The following is a 26,435-nucleotide window of genomic DNA, read 5'->3' as shown; positions in this document are numbered from 1 at the left end:
TGGTATACGCGCCCACGGCCGTCGGTCAGCCCTCGACCCGGGCCACCGCCTGAGCCGCCTCGGGGCCCGCGTCGAGCAACACCGCGAAACCTTCTTCGTCCAGCACCGGCACCTTCAGGCTCGCCGCCTTCTCCGCCTTCGTCCCAGGGTTGTCACCGACCACCACGAAGGCGGTCTTCTTCGAGACCGAGCCGGTGACCTTGCCGCCGCGCGACTTGATCGCCTCGGCCGCCTGGTCCCGGGAAAAACCGGCGAGTGTCCCGGTCACCACCACGGTCACCCCCTCCAGCGGGCGCGGCCCCTGCTCGACGGCCTTCTCCGCCATCCGCACCCCGGCCTCGGCCCACTTCCGCACCACCTCGCGGTGCCAACCCACGGCGAACCACTCCCGCACGCTCGCCGCGATGGTCGGCCCGACTCCGTCAACAGCCGACAGCTCCTCCTCCCCGGCCTGGTCAATCGCCTCGACCGACCGGAAGTGCCGGGCCAGGGCCTGCGCCGCGGTCGGGCCGACGTGCCGGATGGAGAGCGCCACCAGCACCCGCCAGAGCTCGCGCTCCTTGGCCACGGCCAGGTTCTCCAGCAACTTGACCGCATTGCTGCCGAGGCTGCCGTCCTTGTTGACGAAGAACGGGGACCGCGCCAACTGCGCGGTGTCGAGAGTGAACAGGTCACCCTCATCGGTGATGATCTGGGCGTCGAGCAACGCGGCGGCCCCCTTGTAGCCCAGGACCTCGATGTCGAAGGCCCCCCGCCCAGCGAGGTGGAAGACGCGCTCCCGGAGCTGAGCCGGGCAGCTCCGCGGGTTGGGGCAACGGATGTCGATGTCGCCCTCCTTCGCCGGCGCCAGCGGGGTGTCGCAGCACGGACACCGGCTCGGCATCACGAACGGCCGAGCCTCCAGTGGGCGCAGCTCGACCACCGGGCCGAGCACCTCGGGAATCACGTCACCGGCCTTCCGGATCACCACCGTGTCGCCGATCAACACCCCCTTACGCTCCACCTCACGGGCGTTGTGCAGGGTGGCCAGCGCCACCGTCGACCCGGCCACCCGAACCGGCTCCAGGACCGCGAAGGGAGTGACCCGGCCGGTGCGCCCGACGTTCACGTCGATGTCGAGTAGCCGGGTGTTGACCTCCTCCGGCGGGTACTTGAACGCGATCGCCCAACGCGGCGCCCGGCTGGTCGAACCCAGCCGGCCCTGAATCGCCACCGGGTCAACCTTCACCACCACGCCATCAATCTCATGCTCGACGTCGTGCCGGTGCGCGGCATAGTGCGCGACGTACGCCGCGACGCCGGCCAGCCCCGGCACCACCCGCCACCGATCGCTGGTCGGCAGCCCCCAGGCCCGCAACGCCGCGTACGACTCGGACTGGGTGCTCGGCGCCCAGCCACGGCGGGCCCCGAAGCCGTGCACGACCAGCCGCAACGGCCGGGACGCGGTGACGCGTGGATCCTTCTGCCGCAGGCTGCCGGCGGCCGCGTTGCGCGGGTTGGCGAAGGGCGCCCGCCCCTGCTCGACCAGCCCGGCGTTCAGATCCGCGAAGCCGGCGACCGGGAAGTAGATCTCACCCCGAACCTCGAGGAAACCGGGCAGCTCCGGAAACTCGGCCGACGGCGTCAGCTCCCCCGGCACGTCCCGAATACTGCGGACATTCGCCGTCACGTCCTCGCCGGTGCGGCCGTCCCCGCGGGTGGCCGCCCGGACCAGGCGCCCCTGCTCGTAGGTCAGATTGATCGCGAGGCCGTCCACCTTCAGCTCGCAGAGGTAGGGAACCGGGCCACCGGCATCCCGCTCGACCCGCTCGGCCCAGGCCGCCAGTTCCTCGTCGGAGAAGGCGTTGTCGAGCGACATCATCCGCTCGGCGTGCGCCACCGGGGTGAAGTCGGTGGAGAAGGCGCCCCCCACCCGCTGCGTCGGCGAGTCGGGCGTGCGCAGGGCCGGGAACTCCGCCTCCAGCCCCGCCAGCTCCCGCAGCTGCTCGTCGAAGGCCGCGTCGGAGATGGTCGGCGCGTCGAGCACGTAGTAGCGGTATTGGTGCTCGGTCAGCTCCCGGCTGAGCGTCGCATGCCGCTCGCGCGCCGCCGGGGTCGGCTCCGCGCCGGCCGCCGCCTCCTGCGCCGCAGGAACCTGCTGGCCGATGGCATCCTCGGACATCGCCCTGACCTCCCATTCTTTCCCACTACCCCGGGAACCGTATCGGGGCGGTGAGACAGTGCGCCGCCCACCCGCCCAGCCGGATGGGTGCCGTTCCGGACTCCGGTGCTGGGTTCCCGGCCCCGGGGTGCCGCCGGCACGGTGGTGCCTTCACCGTTCTGGTCGTTCTTCGGCGGGTCCTTCGTCACCTGAGCCTGCCTTGTTCGCTTATACCTTTCGGCGGGCGAGGGTTCGGCAGGTTGCTGGGGGTAGGGGCAGGTGGAGAGTTTCTGTACCGGCAAGGTCTCGGACGTGAGCGGAAGCTGGGTCCGGCGCGTGAGTCTGCGGGGGCTGTTCGCGGTGCCGCTGATGGTGGCGGTCGTGCTGGGCATAGCCTCGGTCGGTGCGACGCGTGTGCTCGCGCAGGACGTTACACAGAAAGTCAGACAGGCTCCCGCGGCAGCGGGCACTCCTGGCACCGGCCTGGCCTGGGGCAACAATTTCTTCGGCCAGTTGGGCGATGGGACCACCACCGACAGCAGCAGCCCCGTAGCGGCGGACGTACCGGCCGGCACCACGATCACCGCCGTCGCCGCCGGCGGCGCCCATAGTTTGGCGGTGGCCTCCGCCGGCACCGTGCTGGCCTGGGGCAACAATTTCTTCGGCCAGTTGGGCGATGGGACCACCACCGACAGCAGCAGCCCCGTAGCGGCGGACGTACCGGCCGGCACCACGATCACCGCCGTCGCCGCCGGCCTCCGCCACAGTCTGGCGGTGACCTCCACCGGCACCGTACTGGCCTGGGGCCACAACAACTTGGGACAGTTGGGCGACGGGACCACCACCGACACCAGCAGCCCTGTTGCGGTGAACGTGCCGGCCGGCACCACGATCACCGCCGTCGCCGCCGGCGAATTTCACAGTCTGGCGGTGACCTCCACCGGCACCGTGCTGGCTTGGGGCAACAACAGTGTCGGCCAGTTGGGCGACGGGACCACCACCCCCAGCAGCACCCCGGTAGCGGTGGACCTACCAACCGGCACCACGATCACCGCCGTCGCCGCCGGCCTCCGCCACAGTCTGGCGGTGACCTCCACCGGCACCGTGCTGGCCTGGGGCCTCAACGACTTGGGACAGTTGGGCGACGGAACCACCACCAACAGCAGCACCCCCGTAGCGGCGGACGTGCCGGCCGGCACCACGATCACCGCCATCGCCGGCGGCGGCTTCCACAGTCTGGCGGTGGCCTCCACCGGCACCGTGCTGGCCTGGGGCTTCAACACCTCGGGTCAGCTGGGCGATGGGACCACCATCCCCAGCAGCACCCCGGTAGCGGTGGACCTACCAGCCGGCACCACAATCACCGCCGTCGCCGGCGGGGTCTTCCACAGTCTCGCCATCGTCCCGTCGACAGCAACCACGACCCTGCAGGTGTCCCCACCGAACCCGAAACCCGATCAACCCGTCACCCTCACCGCTACCGTGACCTGCACCGGCAGCACCCCCACCGGGACCGTGACCTTCCAAGACGGCACGAAGACCCTGGACACTGAACCACTGTCCGGCGACCCCACCGCCACCGCAACCCTCACCATCACCCGCCTGACACCCGGCGAACACCGCATCCACGCGCGCTACAACGGCGACGGCAACTGCCCAACCTCAACATCCAACCCCACAACAGTCACCGTCCCAAAACCCACCATCCCAGTAACCGGCGCCAGTCTGCCCACCATCCTCACAGCCGGATTCCTGCTCACCCTCACCGGCGCGGCCCTGATCCTCGCAGCAGCGTCGCTCACCCCTGCTCGCCCAACCGCCGTCCCGCGTCCCGGCAGGCGGTGAGGACCGCTCGAGTGTGCGCTTCGGTGGCGTTCGCCAACCCGCAGGCCGGCGTGACGACAACCTGCTCGGCAAGCTGCCGACGGGGGAACCCGAGGCGGTCCCAGAGCCGGCGGACCCGCTCGGCTACCTGCGCCGACGTCGGCGGGTTGCCGGCCGCCGACGGTTTCGTGGACACGGCACCGGCCAGGAGGCCCAGCCCGGCGTCGATCGCCTCGCCCAGCGGGTCCAGGTCGGTGACCAGGTCGAGATCGAGGGCCACGCCGACCGCGCCGACCTCCCGAATCAGCTCCAGCGGCACGTCCGGGGCGCAGCAGTGCACCACGACCGGTACGTCGGCGGCGGCGACGACCTCGCGCAGCAGACTGCGGGCCCGGCCCGGCTCCACCGGCTGGTACGTCCCGAACCCACTCTCGGTCGGCACCCGCCCGGCGAGCACCGCCGGCAACGACGGCTCGTCCAGCTGCAACAGCACCGAGGCCCGCGGTAGCCGACGCGCGACGGCGGCGACGTGCTCCCGTACCCCCTCGGCCAGGGAGCCGGCCAGGTCCCGCACCGCGCCGGGGTCGCGAACCAACCGGCCGCCCACCGGCAGCTCCACCGACGCGGCCAGGGTCAGCGGCCCGGCGACCTGGACCTTGACCGGCCCGGCGTACGCCTCGGCCTGCGCGGCGAGTTGGTCCAGATCCCGCTCCATCAGGTCCCGGGACCGGCGCCGGTCCCGACCCGGGCGGGAGGCGACGCGCCACCGGGCAGCGTAGAGCTCGACCGGCAGCTCCACCAGCAACCCGGCGGTCCGGCCGATCAGCTCCGCGCCCGGGCCACGGGCGGGCAACTCGGGCAGGTGGGGAAGGAGGGGCAGCTCGCCGAGGACGATCCGCTGGGCCTCCGCGATGTCGGTGCCGGGGAGCGACCCGACACCGGTCGCCGCACCCGCGGGCCACGGCCACGGCTGATCACTCACGGTCGAAGACTATCGGATTCACGGACGACCGCCGCCGGGCCACCCGGGTGGTTCAGACCGCGATGGTGGCGGAGCCGAGCACGATGTCGCCCGCCGGGTCCGGGCGGTAGGCCACGATCGCCTGACCGGCCGCCACCCCGCGGACCGGCTGATGCAGCTCGGCCCGGAGCCCGTCGCCGGTCACCACCACGGTCGCCGGCACCACGTCACCGTGCGCGCGCAACTGCACCTCGCACTCGACCGGGTCGGCCGGCCGGGGCCCGCCGATCCACACCGGACTCCCCGCCTGCACCTGGGACACCGCCAACGCCTCGGCCGGGCCCACCGTCACCGTGTTGGTCTTCGGAGTGATCGACAGGACGTAGCGGGGGCGACCGTCCGGGGCCGGGCGGTCCAGGTGCAGCCCGCGCCGCTGCCCGACGGTGTAGGCGTACGCCCCGGTGTGCCGGCCCACCACCTCGCCGGTGGCCCCGTCAACGACATCGCCGGGCGCCGCACCGAGCCGCTGGGCGAGGAAACCACGGGTGTCCCCGTCGGCGACGAAGCAGATGTCGTGCGAGTCCGGCTTGTCGGCCACGGCCAGGCCGCGCCGGGTCGCCTCCACTCGGACCTGCGTCTTCGTCGAATCCCCCAGTGGGAACATCGACCGGCTCAGCTGCTCGCGGGTGAGCACGCCGAGCACGTAGGACTGGTCCTTCGCGAGATCGACGCTGCGGCGCAGCAAACCGTCGGCGCCGAGCCGCGCGTGGTGGCCGGTGACCACAGCGTCGAAGCCCAGCGCCACGGCCCGGTCCAGCACCGCGGCAAACTTGATCTTCTCGTTGCAGCGAAGGCAGGGGTTCGGGGTACGGCCGGCCGCGTACTCGGCGACGAAGTCATCCACCACGTCGGCCTGGAACCGCTCGGCCATGTCCCACACATAGAACGGGATGCCGAGCACATCGGCGGCCCGCCGGGCGTCCCGGGAATCCTCCAGCGTGCAGCAGCCGCGGGCGCCGGTGCGATAGGTCTGCGGGTTGCGGGCCAGCGCCAGGTGCACCCCGGTCACGTCATGCCCCGCCTCGGCGGCCCGCGCCGCCGCGACCGCGGAGTCCACGCCGCCCGACATCGCCGCCAGCACCCGCACCCCGACCACCTTTTCCACACCGTCCGGCACCGCGGTGGTGCCCGGACGAGCGTAACCACCCTGGCCGCCGCCCCCCAAACCCAGCGCGCCCCGCTCTCCCGGACGGTGCCCACGGAGCGAACCACTGCCGCCGGGCGGCGACGGGTCAGCGCGAAGCGCGGAGGCTACCGGCCCGCCGGGCCCGGTCGACCGCCTCCGGCAGGGCCGCGATCAGCGCGTCAACCTCCTCCGGTGTGCTGGTGTGACCGAGCGTGAAGCGCAGCGAGGAGCCGGCACGAGCGCTGTCAGCGCCCATCGCGAGCAGCACATGACTCGGCTGGGCGACCCCCGCCGAGCAGGCCGAGCCGGTGGAGCAGGCGATGTCCTGCGCATCGAGCAGGAGCAGCAACGCATCGCCGGCACAGCCGGGAAAGGAGAAGTGAGCGTTGCCGGGCAGGCGATCGTTCGGATCCCCGTTGAGCACCGCCTCTGGCACCGCCTGCCGCACCCGCGTCACGAGATCGTCCCGGAGCGCGGCGACCCGGGCCGCGTACTCCTGCTGCTGTCGGACCGCGGTCTCCAGGGCGACCGCGAAAGCGACGATTCCGGCCGTGTCCAAGGTCCCCGAACGGACGTCCCGCTCCTGGCCGCCGCCGTGCAGCAGCGGGGTCACCGCGACGTCCCGGGCGAGCACCAGGGCGCCCACCCCAGCCGGCCCGCCGAGCTTGTGCCCGGTCACGGTCAGCGCCGAGACGCCACTGGCGGCGAAGTCCACCGCCACCTGACCGACCGCCTGGATCGCGTCGGTGTGCAGCGGCACCCCGTGCTCGGCGGCCACCGCGGCCAACTCGGCGACCGGCTGGACCGTACCCACCTCGTTACTGGCCCACATCGTCGTGATCACCGCCACCTGGTCGGCGGCGGTGGCCAACTCGGCGCGCAGCCGCTGCGGGGTGACCCGGCCGAGGGCATCGACCGGAAGCCAGCTCACCTCGGCGCCCTCCTGCGCGGCCAGCCAGTCGACGGCGTCGAGCACCGCGTGGTGCTCCACCGCGCTGGACACCACCCGGGTCCGCCGGCGATCGGCCGACCGGCGGGCCCAGAAGATGCCCTTGACCGCGAGGTTGTCACTCTCGGTGCCACCCCCGGTGAAGATCACCTCGGCGGGGCGGGCACCCAGCGCGGCGGCCACCCGCTCGCGCGACTCCTCCACTCGGCGGCGGGCCTGGCGGCCCGCCCCGTGCAGGGCGGAGGCGTTGCCGACCTCACGGGCGGTGGCGACGTACGCCTCCAACGCCACGTCGAGCATCGGAGTGGTCGCCGCATGATCCAAATAAGCCATCAGGTTCAGCCTAACGACCGGATCGGGGTCAACCGGAAGCCGGCGGGCTCCCCGACGGAGAGTCGCACCGCGCGGGCACGCCAGCGCTGCTCAGCCGAGCCGGCGGCCGAACCAGCCGAACCGCTTGTCGAGTGCCACGACGGCACCGGCCGCGAGGGCGACACCCACGATCCGCAGCCACGTTCCGGCGCCGATGGGCGCCGTCCGGAACAACGTGTTCAACACCGGCAGGTAGGTGAGCGCCATCTGGCCGAGGGCCTGCAGCAGCACCCCGCCGATCAGCCAGCGGTTGGTGAACAACCCCAGCCGCCACGCCGAGTGGCGCAACGACCGGCAGCTGAACAGATAGAAGATCTGCACGGCGACGACGAGGTTCACCGCCGCGGTACGGGCCTCCGCCAGCTCCGCGCCACCGCTGCGCTCCCACTCGAACACCCACCAGGCGCCGGCCACGACCAGGGCGGAGACGAGCAGGATCCGCACCACCAGAGCGCCGGTCAGCAGCGGCTGGGCCGGGTCCCGGGGCGACCGGGACATGATCCCACCCTCCTTCGGCTCGAACGCGAGCGTCAGCCCGAGCAGCACCGCCGAGGTCATGTTGATCCAGAGGATCTGGCTGGGCAGGATGGGCAGCGCGGTGCCGAGCACGATGGCGACGAGGACCAGCATGCCCTCCGCCGCGTTGGTGGGCAGCGTCCAGGTGATGAACTTGGTGAGATTGGCGAAGACGCCCCGCCCCTCCTCGACGGCCGCCTCGATCGTGGTGAAGTCGTCATCGGTGAGGATGATGTCCGACGCCTCCTTCGCCGCCTCGGTGCCGCTGCGTCCCATCGCCACCCCGATGTCGGCCTGCCGCAGGGCCGGCGCGTCGTTCACGCCGTCCCCGGTCATGGCCACCACCTGCCCATCGGCCTGCAACGCCTCCACCAGCCGCAGCTTCTGCTCCGGCGACACCCGGGCGAAGACCGCCGCCCGGTCCACCGCCGCCGGGCGGTCGGCGGGCGAGAGCCGCGCGAGGTCGGCGCCGGAGAGCACCGCGCCGGGACCCGGCTCCGCGGCCAGCAGTCCGAGGCGACCGGCGATGGCGCGCGCGGTGCGCTGATGGTCGCCGGTGATCATCTTCACCGAGATTCCGGCTCGCTGACTGGCGGCGATCGCATCGGCGACCGCGGCCCGGGGCGGATCAAGCATGGCGTGCAGACCGGTGAGGACCAGGCTGCCCGGCAACTCCTGCTCCGCCAGCTCGGCCGCACCGTCCAGCCGCACCTGCGCCGTGGCCAGCACCCGTAGCCCTTCGCCGGCGAGCGCTTCGGCGGCTGCCAGCACCTCGTCCCGGTCCAGTGGCACCGGTTGCCCCTGCACGTCCAGCGCCGCAACGCTCCACTCCACCAGCCGCTCGACCGCGCCCTTGACCAGCACCACCCGTCCGCCGTCCCCGGCGTCGTGCAGGGTCGCCATGAACCGCCGCTCCGAGGTGAACGGGATCGACGCGACCCGGGGCAGCTCCTCGGCCACCGCCGCGGCCCAGAGGCCGCCCTTGGCCGCCACCACCAGCAGCGCGCCCTCGGTCGGGTCGCCGAGCACCTCGTACTCCTCGTCCCGCTCGACCAGTCGGGCGTCGTTGCAGGCCACCCCGGCGAGCAGCGACCAGCGCAGCGCCCCGGCACCGGAGATCCGGGCGGCCTCGCCGTCGGGGCCCCGGAGCTCGCCGGCGGGCCGGTATCCGCTGCCGGTGACCTCGTACCGGCCGGCGACTGTCCAGAGCGCCCGTACCGTCATCTGGTTCTCGGTCAGGGTGCCGGTCTTGTCCGTACAGATCACCGTCGTGCTGCCCAACGTCTCCACCGCCGGCAGCCGCCGGATCACCGCTCGCCGGCGGGCCATCCGCCCCACCCCGATCGCCAGCGTGATCGTCACCGCCGCCGGCAGTCCTTCCGGAATGGCCCCCACCGCCAACGCCACGGCGGCGGTGAACATCTCGCTGCCGCTCTCCCCCCGGAGGATGCCGACTCCGAAGGCCACCCCAGCCAGCACCAGGATCACGACGGTGAGCAGCCGGCTGAATCGGGCCAGCTTGGTCGTGAGCGGGGTGTCCAGCACCTGGGCGCTGCCGACCAGGCGATGAATCCGACCCAGCTCCGTCTCCGCCCCGGTGGCCGTGACCAGACCGGCCGCCGAGCCGCCGGTGAGAAGCGTGCCGGAGTAGAGCACGTTGCGGCGATCGGCCACCGGCGTCCCGTCCGGGACGACGACCTCGTCCTTGCGGACCGGCTGCGACTCACCGGTCAGGGTCGACTCGTCGACCCTGACCTCGTCGGCCCGGGCCAGGCGCAGGTCGGCGGGGACCTTCTCCCCCGCCTCGACCAGCACCAGGTCCCCGGGGACCACCTCCGCCGACGGCACCCGCCGCGATTGGCCATCCCGGACCACCCGGGTCTCGGTCCGCACCATCGACCGCAACGCGTCCAGCGCGGCCTCGGCCTTGGACTCCTGCAGGAACCCGACCAGGGCGTTGACCAGGACCACACCGAAGATCACGACCGAGTCGACGTACTCGGCGAGCAGCAGCGTGACCAGGCCGGCGCCCACCAACACGTACACGAGGGGGTTCTGGAACTGGCGGAGCAGCCGGCGGGGCAGGCCGCCGCGGCTGGCGGCCGGCAGGACGTTGGCCCCGAAGCGCTCCCGGCGGTCGGCCGCCGCCGCGTCGCTCAGGCCACGCTCGGTGTCGGTCTCGAGCAGCAGCACGACCTCGGGCAGGGCCAACGCGTGGTGACCCCGATCGGGCGTCCTCGGCATCCGCGCTCCTCGTTCCCCGCCTCGGCCGCGGTGCGTACGGGGCACGCAGGCCATCCTCGCAGGTTGCCGGGGCGGCGGTGCGCGGACGCCGATACGACCAGCGCCGGGAACCCCACGGGTTCCCGGCGCTGGTCGTGGCCGACGAGTCAGTCAGCTCACCGGCGCTTGCGGATCTCCTCGGCGGTCTGCGGTACGACCTTGAACAGGTCGCCCACCACGCCGAAGTCGGCGAGCTCAAAGATCGGCGCCTCACCGTCCTTGTTGACGGCCACGATCGTCTTTGAGGTCTGCATGCCGGCCCGGTGCTGGATCGCACCGGAGATCCCGAGCGCGACGTAGAGCTGCGGGGAGACCGTCTTGCCGGTCTGACCCACCTGGAACTGGTGCGGGTAGTAGCCCGAGTCGACGGCGGCGCGGGAGGCGCCGACGGCGCCACCGAGCAGGTCCGCCAGCTCCTCGACGAGCTTGAAGTTGTCGGCGGTGCCGACCCCACGGCCGCCGGAGACCACCACCGACGCCTCGGTCAGCTCCGGACGGCTGCCCTTCTGCTCGGCGACCCGGTTGACGACCCGAGCGAGCTTGTCGGCGGCCGGGACCGAGACGGTGAGCTGCTCGACGGCCGGGGTGGCCGCGGCCGGTTCCGGGGTGACCGAGTTCGGCCGAACGGTGACCAGCGGCAGGCCCCGGGTGACCTTGGACTTGACGATGGTGGAGCCGGCGAAGACGACCTGCGTCGCGGTGCCGTCGGCATCCAGCCCGACCACGTCGGTCAGGATGCCGTTGTCGAGCTTCACCGCGAGCCGAGCGGCGATCTCCTTGCCCTCCTGGGCGGAGGCGAGCAGCACGGCGGCGGGCTGCACCCGGGTCACCAACTCGGCCAGGACGGTGGCCTTGGGTGCGACCAGGTAGCCGTCGATCTCCGCACTCTCGGCGGCGTAGATCTTCGCTGCCCCGTACTCACCCAGCTTCGCGCTCAGCGCCTCGGCTGCGCCGGGGCCGCCGAGCACGACCGCGCTCGGCGTACCCAGGCCACGGGCGAGGGTGAGCATCTCCAGGGTGACCTTCTTGACGCCGAACTCCTGGGTGGCTTCGACGACGACGAGAACCTCAGACATGTCCAGACCTGCTCTCACACGAACTTCTCGGTGGCGAGGAACTCGACCAGCTGCGTGCCGCCGGCGCCCTCGTCGGTGACCTTCGTGCCGCTGGAGCGCGGCGGGCGCTTGCTGTGCTCCAGCACGGCGCTGGTCGCGCCGGCACGGCCCACCTCGGCCGGGGCGACACCGATCTCGGCCAGGGGCAGGGTCTGCACCGGCTTCTTCTTGGCGGCCATGATGCCCTTGAAGGAGGGGTAGCGCGGCTCGTTGATGGTGTCCCAGACGGAGACCACGGCGGGGGTCTCGGCGGTGACCACCTCGTAGCCCTCCTCGGTCTGCCGCTCGATGGTGAGCGTGCCGCCGTCGACGGTGAGCTTCCGCGCACCGGTCAGCGCGGCGACGCCGAGCCGCTCGGCGAGCATGTGCGGCAGGACCTGGACCCGGCCGTCGGTGGACTCGGCACCACAGAGCACCAGATCGGCGTTCAGCTGCCCGAGCGCGACGCTGAGCACCTTGGAGGTGGTCACCGCGCAGGAGCCGGCCAGGGCGTCGTCCAGGACGTGTACGGCCTTGTCCGGTCCCATGGAGAGCGCCTTGCGGATCGACTCGGTCGCCTGGTCGGGCCCCATGGTCAGGATGGTGACCTCGCCGCCGTGCGCCTCCTTGATCTTCAACGCCTCCTCGATGGCGTACTCGTCCATCTCGTTGATGACGTTGTTCGCCGAACCGCGGTCGACGGTGTTGTCGTCAGTACGCAGGTTGCGGTCCGCGCCCGAATCGGGCACCTGCTTGACGAGTACGACGATATTCATCGCGCTTCGACGACCCTCCTGTGGTTGATGCGATTCGCTCGCCCGGTATGGGGCGCAGCCTCCCGCGTAACTCAACGCGCGGTCAACCGCGGACGCTGTGCGGTTGCCCACGACGTCATGTTACCCACAAGTAGCTTCTACCCCCGGGGCCCGTATGGTGACACAGCTCACCGGAGGCAACTCAGACCGGCTCCACCAGCGCACCCCGGATGCGCTCGATCATCGCCGTCTCCCGCGGGGTGACCCCCCGGTGCGCCCCGGCCGCCTGGTCGGCAGCGGCCAACACCACCTCCCGGTAGGTCCGCACGTCCGGTGGCGACTTCTCCCGCAGAATCGCCACCGCCCGGGTCAGCGCCGGCAGCACCACCGACTCGATCTCCAGCTCCGAATCGCGCGGCAGCCGGGGCAGGGGACCACTGGTCAGCACCGCCTTGACCACCCCACTGGAGTCAGCCAGCGCGGCGGAGGCGGCGAAGCTCTCCCGAACCAGCGCCAGCACACCGGGCTCCACATTTGACACGAGGACGACCGCGCCGAAGGCGCCCGTCCTGAGGGTCAGCCGCTCCTCGGCCGTCAACCGCTGCTCCATGATCACGGAGTGTAAATGTCGCGCCCGCCGTGGGGTGTGGCAACAACCACGGGTACGTCATGATGGTGTCATGGCTCGGCTGTACGTTCTCCTCTTCCTCGCGCAGGTCGTCCTCGCCGTCATCGCGTTGATCAGCTGTCTCTCGGCCGAGGAGGGCGACATCCGCGCCCTGCCCCGGATCGCCTGGGTGCTGATCATCCTCTTCTTCCCGTTGGTCGGCTCGATCGCCTGGTTCGTCGCCGGCCGCGAGACCAGAGCCGGTCAGCCCGGGGCCGGACGGCCCGGGGCCGGACGGCCCGGGGCCGGACGGCCGACCGGCTACGGTCTCACCGGGCGCCGGCGCCGCCCGATCGCACCGGACGACGACCCCGAGTTTCTCCGTTCGGTCGAGGAACGCACCGAGAGCCAGGCCGACCGGGAGCTCTTCCGCCGCTGGGAGGAGGACCTGCGCCGCCGCGAGGACGACCTGCGCCGCGGAGACGGTGAGCAGAAGCGACCCGAGGCCTGACCCGCCTCAGGCGAGATTCGACGACCGGGGGTACGCGTCAGCCGGGTCGGTCACCACGTTGACCAGATACGGCACCCCGGCCGCGAAGGCCCGCCGCAGCGCCGCCTTAAGGTCGGCGGCCCTCGTCACGGTCTCGCCCGCACCGCCCAACGCCTGGACCACCTGGTCGTAACGGAGCTCCGGCTGGAGGTCGGCGGCCACGTCGTAGCCGTACAGCGCCCGCATCGGATGCTTCTCCAGCCCCCAGATGCCGTTGTTGCCGACGACGATCACCACCGGCAACCGCTGCCGGACCAACGACTCCACGTCCAGCAGGGAGAAGCCGGCCGCGCCGTCCCCCATCAGTACGCAGATCTGCCGGTCGGGGTGGGTGACCCGGGCACCCATGGCGTAGCCCATCCCGGTGCCGAGGCAGCCGTATGGACCGGGGTCGAGCCAGGTGCCGGGCTGGGCGGGCTCCAGGTACCGACCCGCGTACGAGACGAAGTCGCCACCGTCGCCGATGGTGATCGCGTCCCGGGCCAGTACCCGGCGCAGTTCGCCGTAGACCCGGGCGGGCCGAATCGGGTCGGTCTCCGCGGCCATCTCCGCGGCGTCGCGGGTCCGGGCGGCATCCTCGGCGGCCCGCAACTCGGCGACCCACTCCGTGTGGTCGGCGCGGGCGCCGGGGTGGTCGGCGAAGGCGGACAGGATCAGTCGCAGGTCACCGGCGGGGGCGGCGGCCGGCTGGCGGTGCCCGGCACGCTGACCCGGCGCGTCCACCACGTGCACCACCGCCGCGGCGCCGAAGTCGCCGAAGTTGAGTCGGAAGTCCAGCGGCGTGCCGACGACCACCACCACGTCGGCCTGCTGCAACGCCACCCGGCGGGACTTGGTGAAGGCGAGCGGGTGCTCCGGCGGCAGCGCGCCCCGGCCCATACCGTTGGTGAAGACCGGCACCACGAGGGCCTCGGCCGCCGCGCACAGCGCGGCAACGGCATCGCCGGCGTAGACATCGGAGCCGGCGATGAGCACGGGTCGCTGACCCCGGGCGATCAGGTCGGCGGCCTTCGCCACCTCCGCCGGGTCCGCCTCGATCGCCTCGATCGGAGCGACGGCCGGCAGGTCGGCGTCGGCCACCGAGAAGGCCACCTCCAGGGGGAGGTCCACAAAGACCGGGCCACGGTGCGGGGTCAGCGCCGTGGCCAACGCGGCACCCACCGCACGGGGGATGTCCTCGGGGCGCAGCACCGTCTCGGCGTGCTTGGTCACCGGGGCGACCAACGGCAGGTGATCCAACTCCTGGAGACTGCCCGCCCCCCACCGGAACTGTGGTGCTCGCCCACCGAGCACCAGGATCGGTGACGCGTTGAAGAAGGAGCTGGTCAACCCGGAGATGCCGTTGGTGACGCCCGGTCCGGCGGTCAGTACGGCGAGGCCGGGGCGGCGCTGCAGCTTTGCGACCGCCTCGGCCGCGAAGACCGCCGACTGCTCGTGCCGGACGTCATAGATCGGAAACCCGAGCTGGTGCGCGGCGTCGTAGAGCGGGAAGACGTGCCCACCGGAGAGGGTGAACATCTCCCGCACTCCGTGTGCCCGCAGCGCCGCCAGCGCGAGCGCCCCGCCGTGCCCCTCGATCCGCTCCGACATGACCAGCTCCCCCTGATCGCGGAAGATCCGGGCATACGCTACCCAGCGGTAGCCGGAAAGGGAACGCCCCGGATCAACGTCCGGTGAAGTCCGGCTTGCGCTTCGCCACGAAGGCCGCCATGCCCTCCCGCCGGTCGTCGGTGGCGAACAGCGCCGCGAAGAGCTGACTCTCCCAGGCCAGGCCGGAGGTCAGATCCATCTCCAGACCACCGTCGACCGCCAGCTTCGCCGCGCGCAGGGCCTGCACCGGCCCGGTCAGGTACGGCTGCACCAGGGCCACCGCGGCGGGGTAGACCTCGGTGGCGGGTACCACCCGGTCGGCCAGCCCGATCCGGAGCGCCTCCGCCGCGTCCACCATCCGCCCCGACATGATCAGGTCCTTGGCGCGGGCCGGGCCGACCAGGCGGGCCAGCCGCTGGGTGCCACCGGCGCCGGGAATGACACCGAGTTTGATCTCCGGCTGGCCGAGCTTGGCGTCCTCGGCGACCACCCGCCAGTCACACGCGAGGGCCAGCTCACAGCCGCCGCCGAGGGCGTACCCGGTGATCGCGGCGACCACCGGCTTGGGGATCTGGGCGATCGCCCCCAACGCGCTGGAGAGCGCGACCGCCCGCTCGGACATGTCCACGTAGGACATGTCGGCCATCTCCTTGATGTCCGCCCCGGCGGCGAAGACCCGCTCCCCGCCGTACACGATGACCGCGCGGACGGCCGGGTCGCCCCCCGCCTGGGTCGCCGCGGCGCGCAGCTCCTCCTGCACCTGGGTGTTCAGCGCATTCATCGGCGGCCGCTCCAATCGGATGGTGCCGATCCCGTCCTTGATCTCCAGCCGCACGAACTCGCCCACGCCGTCCCTCACTTCCTCGTCGAAGTAGCGTGCCAACCTTACGGCCCGGCCGCTGGAGCCGTAGTCTGGCGCCAGCGGCGTAACCGGGAGTTCGGAAATGGTCACGCATTACCACGATAAATCGATACAAGTAACATCAACGACTGTCCAGGTGCTGCACCAGACCTTCCCGCTGGCCGAGATCAGCGCCGTGTGGCACCACCGCGGCAGCCGCTCTTGGCGCGTGCTGGTCGGCCGCGGCGCGATCGGCGCGGCCCTGGCCGGCCCGCTGGTCGCCGCGGTGGCGGGCATCGCGCTCGCGCTCTGGCTCGGCCGCTCCCCCACCGTCACCATCGCCATCATCGGCACCTCGGTGCTGGTCGGGCTCGCGGTCGGGCCGGTCGCCGACTTCCTCTTCGAACACCTGGACCGCTCATACGCCCGCGGCAGCCGCCGGTTGGAGATCTGGATCCGCTGGCAGGGCCGGCCAACGCTGCTGCTGGCGACCGCGGACGCGGTGCGGTTCGGGCAGATCTACCGAGCCCTGCAGCGTGCCATCGAAGCCAGCCAAGAAGCCCTCCAACCACCGCACCCGGCGGCGAGATCGGCCCACCCCCGGGCCAGCAGCCGGAGCGGCCCGGCACCGAAGTAGGGGCCAGTACCCGGGCCCGATCAGGCCGACCCGCACCGACCGACCCCGGTTAGAGTTAATGATGACCCTCTATTACCGGGACGACGCGGTGCAGGTGACCTCCGAGGCGATCCGGTCGGGCGGGCTCCGGGTACCGATAGCCGAGATCAGGTACGTCTGGCACGCGAAGGGGCGAACCACCCTCGCCGTCCGCGGGCGGCTACTCAGCCGCGGCGTCCTGGTGCTGCTGTTGTCGCTGCCGCCACTGGCGGCAGTGCTCTGTGCGCTCTCGCTGGTCTGGTCAGCGCCGGAGCGAGGGTGGCTGCCGGTGCTGCTCACCCTCGCCGGGTGCCTGCTGCTCGCGTTGGCCGTGGCGCCCTTCCTGGAGCTCCCGCTCAGCTGGCTGGACCGCTCCTACGAACGGGGCAACCGGGTGCACGAGCTGTGGGTGCAGGCACAGGGCCGCGAGTTACTGCTCCTGCGTACGCCGGACGCACTCCGGTTCGGCCAGATCTACCGCGCCGTACAGCGCGCCGTCGAACAGCAGACCTACGACCGGTGACCCGGCCGGCCAGCACATCCCGCCGTCACGGCGACCACCACCCTGGCCGGCGGTGCGGGAAGAGTCAGCCCGGCTGGTACAGCTCGTCGATCTCGTCCCGGCGGGGCAACGCCACCGAAGCGCCGAGCCGCCGGACACACGCCGCGCCGGCGCCCGTCGCCCACCGCACCGCGTCCACCAGGTCGCGCCCCTCCCCCCACCCGACCGCGAGCGCGGCCGAGAACGCGTCCCCGGCCGCCGTCGAGTCAACGGTCTCCACCGGCACCGCCGGGACGCACGCCCGGCCGCCATCCCGGTCGCCGTACCAGGCGCCGGAGACGCCGAGGGTGAGCACCGCCCGGGGGGCCAGCTCCAGTAGGGCCGCTGGGTTCTCCCGACCGTGACCGGTGAACGCCTGCGCCTCGCTCTCGTTGACCACCAGCACGTCGGTGGCGGCGAAGAGCTCCGGCGGCACGGTCCGGGCGGGCGCGGCGTTGAGCACCACGCGGGTACCGGCGGCACGCGCCGCCACCGCCGCCTCGGTAACGGTCTCCACCGGGATCTCCAACTGGGCGACCAGCACATCCGCTTCGCGGATGGCGGTCAGCTCCGGCTCGGTCAGCCCGGTCATCGTGGCGTTGGCGCCGGGACTGACCACAATGGCGTTCTCGCCCTCGGCGTTGACCATCACCAGGGCGACGCCGGAGGCGCCGTAGGCGACCCGCAGGTGGCCGGTGTCCACCCCGGCCGCGGTGATGCGGGCGCGCAGGGTGACGCCGAAGGCGTCGGAGCCGATGGCACCGAGGAACGTGCAGGCCGCGCCGGCCCGGGCTGCCGCGATGGCCTGGTTGGCGCCCTTGCCGCCGGGGACCATGACGAAGTCCGCGCCGAGCAGCGTCTCACCCGGCTGAGGCAGGGCCGGAGCGGTCGCCACGAGGTCCATGTTGGCACTGCCAACGACGACCACCCGGGTCTGCGGCATCACGTACCTCCGGTCTGTGTCCCAAGGGATTCCTGCCCGCCGTGGACGCCCGCGGCTCAACCGGCACGGGCGGTGTAGCGGTCGCCGTGCCGCTCCACCACCAGGGACAGCCCGAACGTCTTGCTGAGATTGTCCCCGGTGAGGACGTCGGTCAGCAGGCCCTGCGCCATCACGTCCCCGTCGCGCAGCAGCAGCGCATGGGTGAAGCCGGGCGGGATCTCCTCCACATGGTGGGTGACCAGCACCAACGCCGGGGCGTCCGGGTCCGACGCCAGCTCCGCGAGCCGGGCCACCAGCTCTTCGCGACCCCCCAGGTCAAGCCCGGCCGCGGGCTCGTCGAGCAGCAACAACTCCGGGTCGGTCATCAGCGCCCGGGCGATCTGTACCCGCTTACGTTCCCCCTCGGAGAGGGTGCCGTACCGGCGGACGGCGAGATCTCCGACGCCGAGCTGGCCGAGCAGGGCTCGGGCCCGGGTCTCGTCGCCGCTGTCATACTCCTCCCGCCAGCGGCCCACCACGGACCAGGACGCGGTCACCACCACGTCCACGACCCGCTCCTCGGTGGGGATCCGCTCGGCGAGGGCTGCGGTGGAGAGCCCGATCCGAGTGCGCAGCTCGGTAAGGTCGGTCCGGCCGAGCTGCTCGCCCAACACGTGGGCGAGCCCGGCGGTCGGGTGCAGTCGACCACCGGCCAGGTTGAGCAGCGTGGTCTTGCCGGCACCGTTGGGACCGAGCACAACCCAGCGCTCGTCCAGCTCGACCTGCCAGTCCACGTCGTGCAGCAGGGCCGCACCAGCGCGGCGCACGGTCACGCCCTCGAGGCTGACCACCAGATCCGCGTCCACGGGGGCGAGGGCGGGGGCGGCACCGGCGGGGCCGGGGATCAGGGCACCAGTCACGACCCCATCCAACCACGCACCGGGCAGCCACGCCCGAGCCCCCGAAGGAGCTACCGGAGCGAAGCGCGGTGGACCGGCGGGAGCGTCGGCCGACCGCACCACCACACCGCCCCGCCGGTCAGCTCGTCGTGGAGCCGAACACCTCGTCCCGGACCGCCGCCAGGGCGGTGTGCAGCGCGCCGCGCAGAATCGGCTCCTCGGTCAGGCCGGTCGGCACCACCCGCGGCCGGACCAGAGCGATCGCCGCCACCTCTCGCTGCACTCGTTCGGCCAACGCCGCCCCGCCGGCCCCGCCGACCGCACCAGCCAGGACCACCAGCGGCGGATCCAACACCACACAGGTGCTCGTCACCCCGAGGGCGAGCCGACGGGCCAGTTCGTCAAGCATCGGGGCACCCGCCGCGCCGTCGGCGACCGCCGAGGAGACCCCGCCGGCCGCCGTAGCGTCGGGGTACCCGTGCTCCCGGGCGAGCGCGCGAACCGCCTCCGCGCCGACGAGCTGTTGGAAAGCGGGCTTCGTACGAAGGGCCGCGGCACGCGGGATCGGCACCCCGGGCACCGGCAGCCAGCCGATCTCTCCGGCAGCGCCGGTGCTGCCGTGGTGCAGCCGCCCGCCGATCATGATTGCCAGGCCGATACCGGCGTCCACCCAGGCCAGGACGAAGTCGGCTACGCCCTGCGCCGCTCCCGACCGCGCCTCCGCCATCGCCGCCAGGTTGACGTCGTTCTCGAAGACCAGGGGGATACGCAGGTCGTCCCGGAGCGCACCGAGCAGGCCGGCGTGCCACCGCGGCAGGTTGAACGCGAAGGTGATGTCACCACTGGTCGGATCCACCAGACCGGGGGCGCCCAGGACCACCCGGCGTACGGTCGCCAGTGGCGCCCCGGCGCTACTCGCGGCTTCGATGACGGCGTCGTGCACCACGCCGACCGGGTCCTCGGTATCGCCAGTTGCCTGCTCGGAGCGGCCGACCACCGTCCCGGTGATGTCCGCGCAGGCGGCGACCACCCGTTCGGCTCCGAAATCGACCCCGACCACGTGGGCGCTGCCCGGGCGGACGGCATAGAGTTGGGCGTTCGGACCCCGCCCGCCCGCCTGCTCACCAACCCGGGTGACCAGCCCTCGTTCCTCGAGGCGCTCGACCAGCTGAGACGCGGTGACCTTGGACAGGCCGGTCAGCTCGCCCAACCGCGCCCGGGTCAGCGGACCCTGCTCCAGTAGCAGCTCCAGCGCCGCGCGGTCGTTGAGCGCCCGCAACAGGCGAGGAGTGCCGGGGAGCCGGGTCATAGTCATGCCAGTCCTCGAGGATTCATAAAAGAAGCCACCCGCAACGACGAAAGAGGTGACCGTAGCGTAACGACCACCAACCGAGCGGGTAACTGGCCGTACCGGCAGAGAGACAGGGGAGTAGATGAGGCCGGATCCAGGAGTTCGCCGCCTCGTGCTGGGCACGCTGCTCGCCGCGTACCCAGGCCCGGTCCCACCACAGTGGGCCATTGACCTGGTCGGCGACGGCCTCGCCGGGCACACGCTCTTCGGCACCAACGTGCACGACCCCGAACAGGTGGCGGCGAGCACCGCCGCGCTCCGCACCGCCCGGTCCGACGTTCTGATCGCGATCGACGAGGAGGGTGGAGACATCACCCGCCTCGCGCACGCGACCGGAAGCCCGTACCCCGGCAACGCCGCGCTCGGCGCGATCGGCGACGTGGCGCTGACCCGACGGGTCCACGAGGCCATCGGGACGGAGTTGGCCGCCCTCGGCATCACCCTCAACCTGGCCCCGGTCGTTGACGTCAACAGCGCCGACGAGAACCCGGTGATCGGCACCCGTTCCTTCGGTCGCGACCCGGATCGGGTAGCCGCGCACGCCGCCGCCGCGGTGGCCGGCCTGCAACAGGGCGGCGTCGCCGCCTGCGCCAAGCACTTCCCCGGCCACGGCGCCTCGGTCGCCGACTCCCACCACGACCTGCCCACGGTCGACGTCCCCCTGGCGCTCCTTCGCCAGCGGGACCTACCGCCGTTCGCGGCGGTGGTCGACGCCGGCACCCGGGCGGTGATGACGGCGCACATCCGGATCCCGGCCCTGACCGGCGCTGGCCCGGCCACCTTCAGCCGGGCGGCCCTGGTTGACCTCCTACGCCACGAGTACGGCTTCACCGGGGCGGTCGTCACCGACGCCCTCGAGATGAGGGGCGCCGTGTTGGCCGCGGGCGGGGTGGGCCCGGCCGCGGTCGCGGCGCTTGCCGCCGGGGCGGACCTGCTCTGCCTCGGCGCGCGGGTCGACGCTGGCCGGGTCGAGCAGGTCGCCAGCGAGATCGGGACGGCGCTCACCGCCGGCCGGCTGGAGCGGACCCGGGTAGCGGAGGCGGCCGGCCGTACCGCCGAACTCGCCGCCTGGACCCGGACCACCGGCACCGCCGACCCCCTGCCCGCCCAGCTCGGGTACGCCGCCGCCCGCCGGGCCGTCCGGGTGGAGGGCACCCTGACCGGGCTCGGCCGCCCCCTGGTGGTGCAGCTGCACGCCAGCTCGACAGTCGCCGAGGCACGGGTGCCGTGGGGACTCGGCCCACACCTCGGCGGCGTCGAGCAGCTGCGGGTCGTCGCCACCGGCACGGAACCGGCGACCCTGCGCCGGATCGCCGGCGGGCGGACGATCGTCCTGGTCGGCCGGCGGCTACACCTGCTCCCCGGCGCCGCCGACCTGGTGACGGCGCTCGCCGCCCAACACCCGGTGGTGGTGGTCGAGATGGGCTGGCCCGGGTCGTGGCGGCCGCCAGGAGTCGACGCCTTCGTCACCACGTACGGCGCCAGCCACGCCAACGGCCGCGCCGCCGCCGAACTCCTCGGGCTGACCACCGGACGCTCCTAGTACGCTCCGTCACCGTCTATGCCAACCGGTCGTACAGCTTTCTATTGCAGGTCAGAGTCCAGTTTTCGACACACCAACACCTCCGGCCTCCCCTTGCCTACCCGCCGCTAAATACGTAGCGTCACAACTGCATCCGGCGGTCCGCCCCCGGGCGGCCAGCGGGGGCCTGGGGGAAGGACGCGGACCGGGGTTCCGGCCCGGGAGCTCCGGTCCGCGCCCTACCCACTTCGCCCCACCCACTCCCGGCGGCACGCGCCGCCGCCGCTGCACCTCTGCCCCGATGCGGGTCGCGCTCCAATTCAGCCCGGGTAGACCCCGAACGACCGCCAGCCCCGGTCGGGGAACCCGGCCGCCTCGGCGACCCGGGCCGACGCCCTGTTCCGCCGGCTGTGCAGGTACGTCGGCACCGCCCCCTCGGCGAGGACACGGCCCGCCGCCTGGGCGACCAGCCGGCGGGCCAGCCCTCGCCCCCGGGCTGCCGGAACGGTGCCCACCGCCAACTCCCGGCCGTACGCGTCATGCCACTTGACGCCGACCCCGGCCTGGTACTCGCCGCGGTCGTCGCGCACCACCAGCACCGGCCGGTCGAACAGTCGGAGCCAGGGCGGCAGGCCGGGCGAGGTCGGCGGGACCCACTCACCGACCTCCGGCAGCGGCGCGGGGTCCTCGGTCCACCGAAACACGTCGTCGTGCACCACCCAGTCGGGGTGACCGACAGCCGCCGGCAGGCCAGCGAGGAGCCGCCGGGACGAGCCCCGGGCCAGTTCCCGGACGACTGCGACCCGTTCCGGCGCCACGGAGAGCACCTGGTGCTCCCCGGCGGAGACGGCGATCGCCGGCCGGAGCCGACCGTCCCAAGCGGGTTCGGCCCGGCGCCGCGCGGCGACCACGTGCCGACCCGGGCCAGCCGGCCACTGCCCCAGCCAGGTGGTCAGGTGCAGGTGAAGCCGCCGGCTGCCCATCGCCCTCCTTCGAGGTCCACTCGTCGCGCTCCGCCTACCGCGTCCAGGGTGCCGCACGGGTCGCTGGCCACCGCCGCGGACGACGGCCGTAACCGCCTCGCAAGATTTTAAGCTGATCACTGCGGCTACGCTGGGCAGCAACGAGGGAGGCCCGGTGACGCAACGGGTACTGGTCGTTGACGACGACCGCACAGTCAGTGACGTGGTCTGTCGCTACCTGGTGCACGCCGGCTACCAGGTGCGGCATGTCGGCAACGGCGACTTGGTGCTCGCCGCGGTCGCCGCCGAACCGCCGGACCTGGTCGTGCTGGATCTGATGCTGCCCGGGCTCGACGGCCTGGAGGTGTGCCGGCGGTTACGCGCCAAGCCGGGCGGGGTGCCCATCATCATGCTCACCGCACGCGGCGACGAGGCGGACCGCGTCCTCGGCCTGCAGCTGGGTGCAGATGACTACCTCAGCAAGCCGTTCTCGCCCCGGGAGCTGGTGCTGCGGGTCGGGTCGGTGCTGCGGCGCAGCGGTGAGCCGCGGACGGTACCGGCCACCGTGCTCCACGACGGCGCGCTCGTGGTCGAGACCGGCCCCCGGGTGGCCCGGCTGCACGGCCACGAACTGACCCTCACCGTGCGCGAGTTCGACCTGCTGGCGTACCTGATGCGACATCCCGCCCGGGCGCTGGGCCGGACCGAGCTGCTGGAGCGGGTGTGGGGCTGGAACTTCGGTGACCAGTCAACGGTGACCGTCCATGTTCGCCGGCTACGGGAGAAGGTGGAGGCCGATCCCGCGAACCCACGGCGGATCGTAACGGTCTGGGGCATCGGCTACCGATACGAGCCAACCGATGGGTGAACTGGCGCTGATCTTCGCGTTCGCGCTCGGTCCGGCGCTCTGCGTCGGCGCGTTCGGCGCCCTCGCCCTGCGCCTGCTGCGCGGGCGCTCGGTGACGGTACACATCGTCACCCTGCTGGTCGTCGCGGTGACCGCGATGGTCGCTGCGGTGGCCATGGTCGCCGACCAGATGTTCCTCTCCCCGCACGACCGGGACGTGGTGCTGATCACGGTGGCGGCGGCGGCCCTGGTGGTTCTCACGGTCGGCTGGCGCTTCGGGCGCCGGCTGGCCGCCGCCGCGGTCTGGGCGGACCAGGCCCGGCAACGGGAACGCCAAATCGAACAGGGTCGGCGGGACCTCGTCGCCTGGGTGTCGCACGACCTGCGAACCCCACTGGCCGGGCTGCGCGCGATGGCTGAGGCGCTGGAGGACCGGGTGGTCGACGATCCCACGACGGTGAGCGAGTACCACCGTCGGATCCGGGTGGAGACCGATCGGATGACCCGGCTGGTGGACGACCTCTTCGAGCTCTCCCGAATCAACGCCGGCGCCCTGCGCCTGACCCTGTCGGCGGTGCCCCTGGGCGACGTCGTGTCGGACGCCGTGGCCAGCACCGCACCGCTGGCAGCCGCCTGCCGGGTCCGTCTGCTGGCACCCGACTCGGGCTGGCCCACCGTACTGGCCAGTGAGCCCGAGCTGGCCCGGGTGGTGGGGAACCTCCTGCTCAACGCCGTCCGCTACACCCCGTCGGAGGGGACCGTCCGGGTCGAGGCCGGGACGGAGACCGGCTGCGCCTGGCTGGCGGTCGCGGACACCTGCGGCGGCATCCCCGAGGCGGATCTACCCCGCGTCTTCGAGGTCGCCTTCCGCGGCGGGCGCGCCCGCACCCCCTGCCCCAGCACCGGGGAGCTGGCCAGCTCCGGAGGGCTGGGACTGGCGATCGTACGCGGGCTGGTCGAGGCGCACGGCGGCCGGGTGCAGGTCCGCAACACCACCGGTGGGTGCCGGTTCGAGGTCCGGCTACCTCTTCCGGGAGCCGCCTAACTCATCGACCATTACCGCTATCTTTAATAGATGTACACCATTCTCTGGAATGCTGGGGTCATGTCGAACCCGCCACAGCACCGCCGCCGTCCTGACTCGAGCGCACTCTGGCCAACCGCCTGGGTTGCCGCGGAGTGTTTTCGGGCCCAGCCACCACATCGCAGCACCCGCGCCTCGCCGCTGCTCACCTGGGTTGAGCTGAACCGCCGGCCCACCCGCCGCCCCAACACCCACTGACCCTTCGGCTGGCTCCGGGGGCGACACCCGGGGGATCAACGCCACCACCACAACGACCGGCGAGCCGGCGCCGGCATTCGCACACCTGTCGGGTAACGTCTGCTGGTCCTCCAGACCGGGCTACGACAGGAGAAGTTCCGCGCATGGGCAAGAAGACGATCCGCGTCTCCGACTTCAGCGGCCGGGTGCTCCAGCCCGACGACGAGGCCACCCGGGTGGTCGTCCTGGAGCACCCGGACCTGGTTGCCGGGCCCGTACAGTTGGATGCCACCCCGGCCGAGGTGGAGAACATCGACGACGGGGCCCTGGACATCGCGATCGTGGAGATCCACGACAGCCACGGTGGGGGCGAGCCGCGCCGGGTCGTACTGACCGCCAGCGAGTTCGACGCGATGGCCACCGACACCCCGATGGCGCAGCTGCTGCGGACCGCCGAGCGGGTTCGCCCGCCGAAGAGCCGCCGCGCCGCCGAGAAGGTGGACTACGGCACCATCGAGCACGCCGGCCGGCCGCACCGGGGTCGGGTCACCGAGGAGGAGGCCCGGCTGGTGCGGGAGCGGCTGGACGAGGTCAACAAGCGCCTCGCCGACTCCGGCGTACGCCAGATCGACCCGGCCGATCCGGAGCACGCCGCCCGGTACGGCTTCCCCATCCCGGACTGAGCTGCTCGCTTCCGGAGGTCGGGCTGGCTGGGGCACGCCGGCCTCCGGAGCCAGCCGGGCCGGGCCCAGCTGTCGGCGTTTCGGCGAAGGGATCTCGCGTGCGGCTCCAGGTGGGATGCGCGATGTGGACGCACAAGGCGTGGCAGGGGCGCCTGGTGGCCCATCCGCTACCGGCACCCGAACGCCTGCGGCACTACGCCGGGTGGTGCACGGCGGTGGAGGGGAACACCACCTTCTACGCGACCCCCGCCCGGGAGACGGTGTCCGGCTGGGCGCAGCAGACCGACCCGGACTTCGGGTTCGTGCTCAAGCTCCCCCGGGTGGTCACGCACGAGCGCCGCCTCGGTGCGGTGGACGAGCCGCTGCGTGCCTTCCTCGACGCGATCGAACCCCTGGGCCCCCGGGCGCAGGCGCTCTGGATCCAGCTGCCGGGTTCCTTCGCTCCGGGCGACGTGGCCACCCTCGCCCACTTCCTGCGGCGTCTACCCCCGACCCACCGGTACGCGGTCGAGGTGCGCCACCCCGCGTTCTTCGTCGACTCCGACGCGGCCCAGTCGCTGGTCCGAACGCTGGCCGCCACCGGCACCGAGTGGATTCCCTTCGACACCACCGCGTTCTTCGCCCGGCCCCCGACCAGTGACGCGGAGCGGGATGCCTGGACGAAGAAGCCACGGCTGCCGCTCCGCTCGGCGGCGCTGACCGACCGGCCGGTCGTCCGTTACCTCGGCCGGGACGATCCCGACCAGACCGGTGCGGGCTGGCGGCGCTGGGTCGACACCGTCGCTGGTTGGCTCCACGAGGGCCGCTCGCCCACCTTCTTCGTCCACACTCCAGACAACGCCGACGCCCCGGTGCTCGCCCGCCGTTTCCACGACGAGGTACGCGCCCGCGTCCCCGCGCTCGAGCCGCTGCCCCGACCGGCTCCGGTGCAGCCGCTGACGCTCTTCTGAACGCCGCAGCCGCTGAGCGCAGCCCCTCCGGACCGCCGCCGCTTCCGGCCCTCGCCGTCGGCGCTGACCCACGTCGCGGAAGCCGAGTCAATCGTCCTTTTGCCCGGACCGACACCCTTAACGCCCGGTACGCGTTGATCCTGGCGGTAGAGACATTTCTACCCGCTCAGGGTG

The 26,435-nt window shown here is 72.4% G+C and carries 23 protein-coding genes; 9 read left to right on the top strand and 14 right to left on the bottom strand.

The window, feature by feature from the left end; translation table 11 throughout:
• Window positions 1-25 precede the first annotated feature (25 nt).
• On the bottom strand, window positions 26-2,161 hold the full coding sequence (gene ligA / locus T398_RS07900; protein WP_496445698.1) for an NAD-dependent DNA ligase LigA: 2,136 nt from the start codon (window positions 2,159-2,161) through the stop codon (window positions 26-28).
• 258 nt (window positions 2,162-2,419) lie between these two features.
• Between ligA and T398_RS07895 the strand changes: the two genes are divergently transcribed.
• A complete protein-coding gene (locus T398_RS07895; protein WP_496445697.1) occupies window positions 2,420-3,985 on the top strand; it encodes an RCC1 domain-containing protein in 1,566 nt (521 codons plus the stop codon).
• Here T398_RS07895 and T398_RS07890 read toward each other — a convergent pair.
• The 7 genes from T398_RS07890 to T398_RS07860 all read right to left on the bottom strand — a co-directional run bounded on the left by T398_RS07890 (window position 3,939) and on the right by T398_RS07860 (window position 12,696).
• Window positions 3,939-4,946 carry a uroporphyrinogen decarboxylase/cobalamine-independent methonine synthase family protein gene (locus T398_RS07890; RefSeq protein WP_496445696.1) on the bottom strand — a complete coding sequence of 336 codons (1,008 nt, stop codon included), beginning with the start codon at window positions 4,944-4,946 and terminating at the stop codon, window positions 3,939-3,941. The two genes, T398_RS07895 and T398_RS07890, sit on opposite strands and share 47 nt — an antisense overlap.
• Before the next feature lie 52 nt (window positions 4,947-4,998).
• Window positions 4,999-6,072, bottom strand: a complete 1,074-nt coding sequence (gene mnmA / locus T398_RS07885) for a tRNA 2-thiouridine(34) synthase MnmA (RefSeq protein WP_496445818.1) — start codon at window positions 6,070-6,072, stop codon at window positions 4,999-5,001.
• A 145-nt stretch (window positions 6,073-6,217) separates the two neighbouring features.
• Complete coding sequence (locus T398_RS07880; protein ID WP_496445695.1) at window positions 6,218-7,393, bottom strand: cysteine desulfurase family protein; 1,176 nt, start codon at window positions 7,391-7,393, stop codon at window positions 6,218-6,220.
• 90 nt (window positions 7,394-7,483) lie between these two features.
• Complete coding sequence (locus T398_RS07875; RefSeq protein WP_496445694.1) at window positions 7,484-10,192, bottom strand: HAD-IC family P-type ATPase; 2,709 nt, start codon at window positions 10,190-10,192, stop codon at window positions 7,484-7,486.
• Window positions 10,193-10,347: 155 nt separating this feature from the next.
• The gene (locus tag T398_RS07870; RefSeq protein WP_018725878.1) at window positions 10,348-11,307 is read right to left on the bottom strand and encodes an electron transfer flavoprotein subunit alpha/FixB family protein; all 960 of its coding nucleotides are present in this window, start codon (window positions 11,305-11,307) and stop codon (window positions 10,348-10,350) included.
• Window positions 11,308-11,321: 14 nt separating this feature from the next.
• Entirely contained in the window at window positions 11,322-12,101 is a 780-nt protein-coding gene (locus tag T398_RS07865) for an electron transfer flavoprotein subunit beta/FixA family protein (RefSeq protein WP_496445693.1), read from the bottom strand.
• 181 nt (window positions 12,102-12,282) lie between these two features.
• Window positions 12,283-12,696: a hypothetical protein gene (locus T398_RS07860; protein WP_018725876.1), complete on the bottom strand. Its 414-nt coding sequence runs from the start codon at window positions 12,694-12,696 to the stop codon at window positions 12,283-12,285.
• 64 nt (window positions 12,697-12,760) lie between these two features.
• Between T398_RS07860 and T398_RS07855 the strand changes: the two genes are divergently transcribed.
• Window positions 12,761-13,198, top strand: coding sequence for a PLD nuclease N-terminal domain-containing protein (locus T398_RS07855; protein WP_496445692.1), 438 nt, complete (start codon window positions 12,761-12,763; stop codon window positions 13,196-13,198).
• A 6-nt stretch (window positions 13,199-13,204) separates the two neighbouring features.
• On the opposite strand, the gene T398_RS07850 is transcribed toward T398_RS07855, so the two are convergent.
• Window positions 13,205-14,827 (bottom strand): acetolactate synthase, encoded by a 1,623-nt coding sequence (locus T398_RS07850; protein WP_496445691.1) that lies wholly within the window; start codon window positions 14,825-14,827, stop codon window positions 13,205-13,207.
• A 73-nt stretch (window positions 14,828-14,900) separates the two neighbouring features.
• Complete coding sequence (locus tag T398_RS07845; RefSeq protein ID WP_180198228.1) at window positions 14,901-15,674, bottom strand: enoyl-CoA hydratase/isomerase family protein; 774 nt, start codon at window positions 15,672-15,674, stop codon at window positions 14,901-14,903.
• A 97-nt stretch (window positions 15,675-15,771) separates the two neighbouring features.
• On the opposite strand from T398_RS07845, the gene T398_RS07840 reads away from it, so the two are divergent.
• Together T398_RS07840 and T398_RS07835 are read left to right on the top strand one after the other, a co-directional pair.
• Complete coding sequence (locus T398_RS07840) at window positions 15,772-16,305, top strand: DUF6232 family protein (protein WP_496445690.1); 534 nt, start codon at window positions 15,772-15,774, stop codon at window positions 16,303-16,305.
• A gap of 61 nt (window positions 16,306-16,366) precedes the next feature.
• A complete protein-coding gene (locus tag T398_RS07835; RefSeq protein WP_026185361.1) occupies window positions 16,367-16,846 on the top strand; it encodes a DUF6232 family protein in 480 nt (159 codons plus the stop codon).
• Between the two features lie 64 nt (window positions 16,847-16,910).
• Here T398_RS07835 and T398_RS07830 read toward each other — a convergent pair whose 3' ends face one another.
• From T398_RS07830 to T398_RS07820, 3 genes are all read right to left on the bottom strand, one after another.
• Window positions 16,911-17,807, bottom strand: coding sequence for a ribokinase (locus T398_RS07830; protein ID WP_496445689.1), 897 nt, complete (start codon window positions 17,805-17,807; stop codon window positions 16,911-16,913).
• A gap of 56 nt (window positions 17,808-17,863) precedes the next feature.
• Complete coding sequence (locus tag T398_RS07825) at window positions 17,864-18,706, bottom strand: ABC transporter ATP-binding protein (RefSeq protein WP_496445688.1); 843 nt, start codon at window positions 18,704-18,706, stop codon at window positions 17,864-17,866.
• Window positions 18,707-18,824: 118 nt separating this feature from the next.
• A complete protein-coding gene (locus T398_RS07820; protein ID WP_496445687.1) occupies window positions 18,825-20,000 on the bottom strand; it encodes an ROK family transcriptional regulator in 1,176 nt (391 codons plus the stop codon).
• A 118-nt stretch (window positions 20,001-20,118) separates the two neighbouring features.
• Between T398_RS07820 and T398_RS07815 the strand changes: the two genes are divergently transcribed.
• Window positions 20,119-21,579 carry a glycoside hydrolase family 3 N-terminal domain-containing protein gene (locus tag T398_RS07815; RefSeq protein WP_496445686.1) on the top strand — a complete coding sequence of 487 codons (1,461 nt, stop codon included), beginning with the start codon at window positions 20,119-20,121 and terminating at the stop codon, window positions 21,577-21,579.
• Between the two features lie 299 nt (window positions 21,580-21,878).
• Here T398_RS07815 and T398_RS07810 read toward each other — a convergent pair whose 3' ends face one another.
• Window positions 21,879-22,541, bottom strand: coding sequence for a GNAT family N-acetyltransferase (locus tag T398_RS07810; protein ID WP_496445685.1), 663 nt, complete (start codon window positions 22,539-22,541; stop codon window positions 21,879-21,881).
• Between the two features lie 154 nt (window positions 22,542-22,695).
• On the opposite strand from T398_RS07810, the gene T398_RS07805 reads away from it, so the two are divergent.
• The 4 genes from T398_RS07805 to T398_RS07790 all read left to right on the top strand — a co-directional run bounded on the left by T398_RS07805 (window position 22,696) and on the right by T398_RS07790 (window position 26,261).
• Window positions 22,696-23,388 carry a response regulator transcription factor gene (locus T398_RS07805; protein WP_496445684.1) on the top strand — a complete coding sequence of 231 codons (693 nt, stop codon included), beginning with the start codon at window positions 22,696-22,698 and terminating at the stop codon, window positions 23,386-23,388.
• Window positions 23,381-24,412, top strand: coding sequence for a sensor histidine kinase (locus T398_RS07800; RefSeq protein WP_496445683.1), 1,032 nt, complete (start codon window positions 23,381-23,383; stop codon window positions 24,410-24,412). Before T398_RS07805 ends, T398_RS07800 begins: the two co-directional genes overlap by 8 nt.
• Window positions 24,413-24,792: 380 nt before the next feature.
• Window positions 24,793-25,311, top strand: coding sequence for a hypothetical protein (locus T398_RS07795; RefSeq protein ID WP_496445682.1), 519 nt, complete (start codon window positions 24,793-24,795; stop codon window positions 25,309-25,311).
• A gap of 122 nt (window positions 25,312-25,433) precedes the next feature.
• Complete coding sequence (locus tag T398_RS07790; protein ID WP_496445817.1) at window positions 25,434-26,261, top strand: DUF72 domain-containing protein; 828 nt, start codon at window positions 25,434-25,436, stop codon at window positions 26,259-26,261.
• Window positions 26,262-26,435 lie beyond the last annotated feature (174 nt).

This window comes from Salinispora goodfellowii (assembly GCF_059570675.1).
The sequence above is the reverse complement of the archived record's forward strand: the minus strand, read 5'-3'. Positions and strand labels throughout refer to the sequence as shown.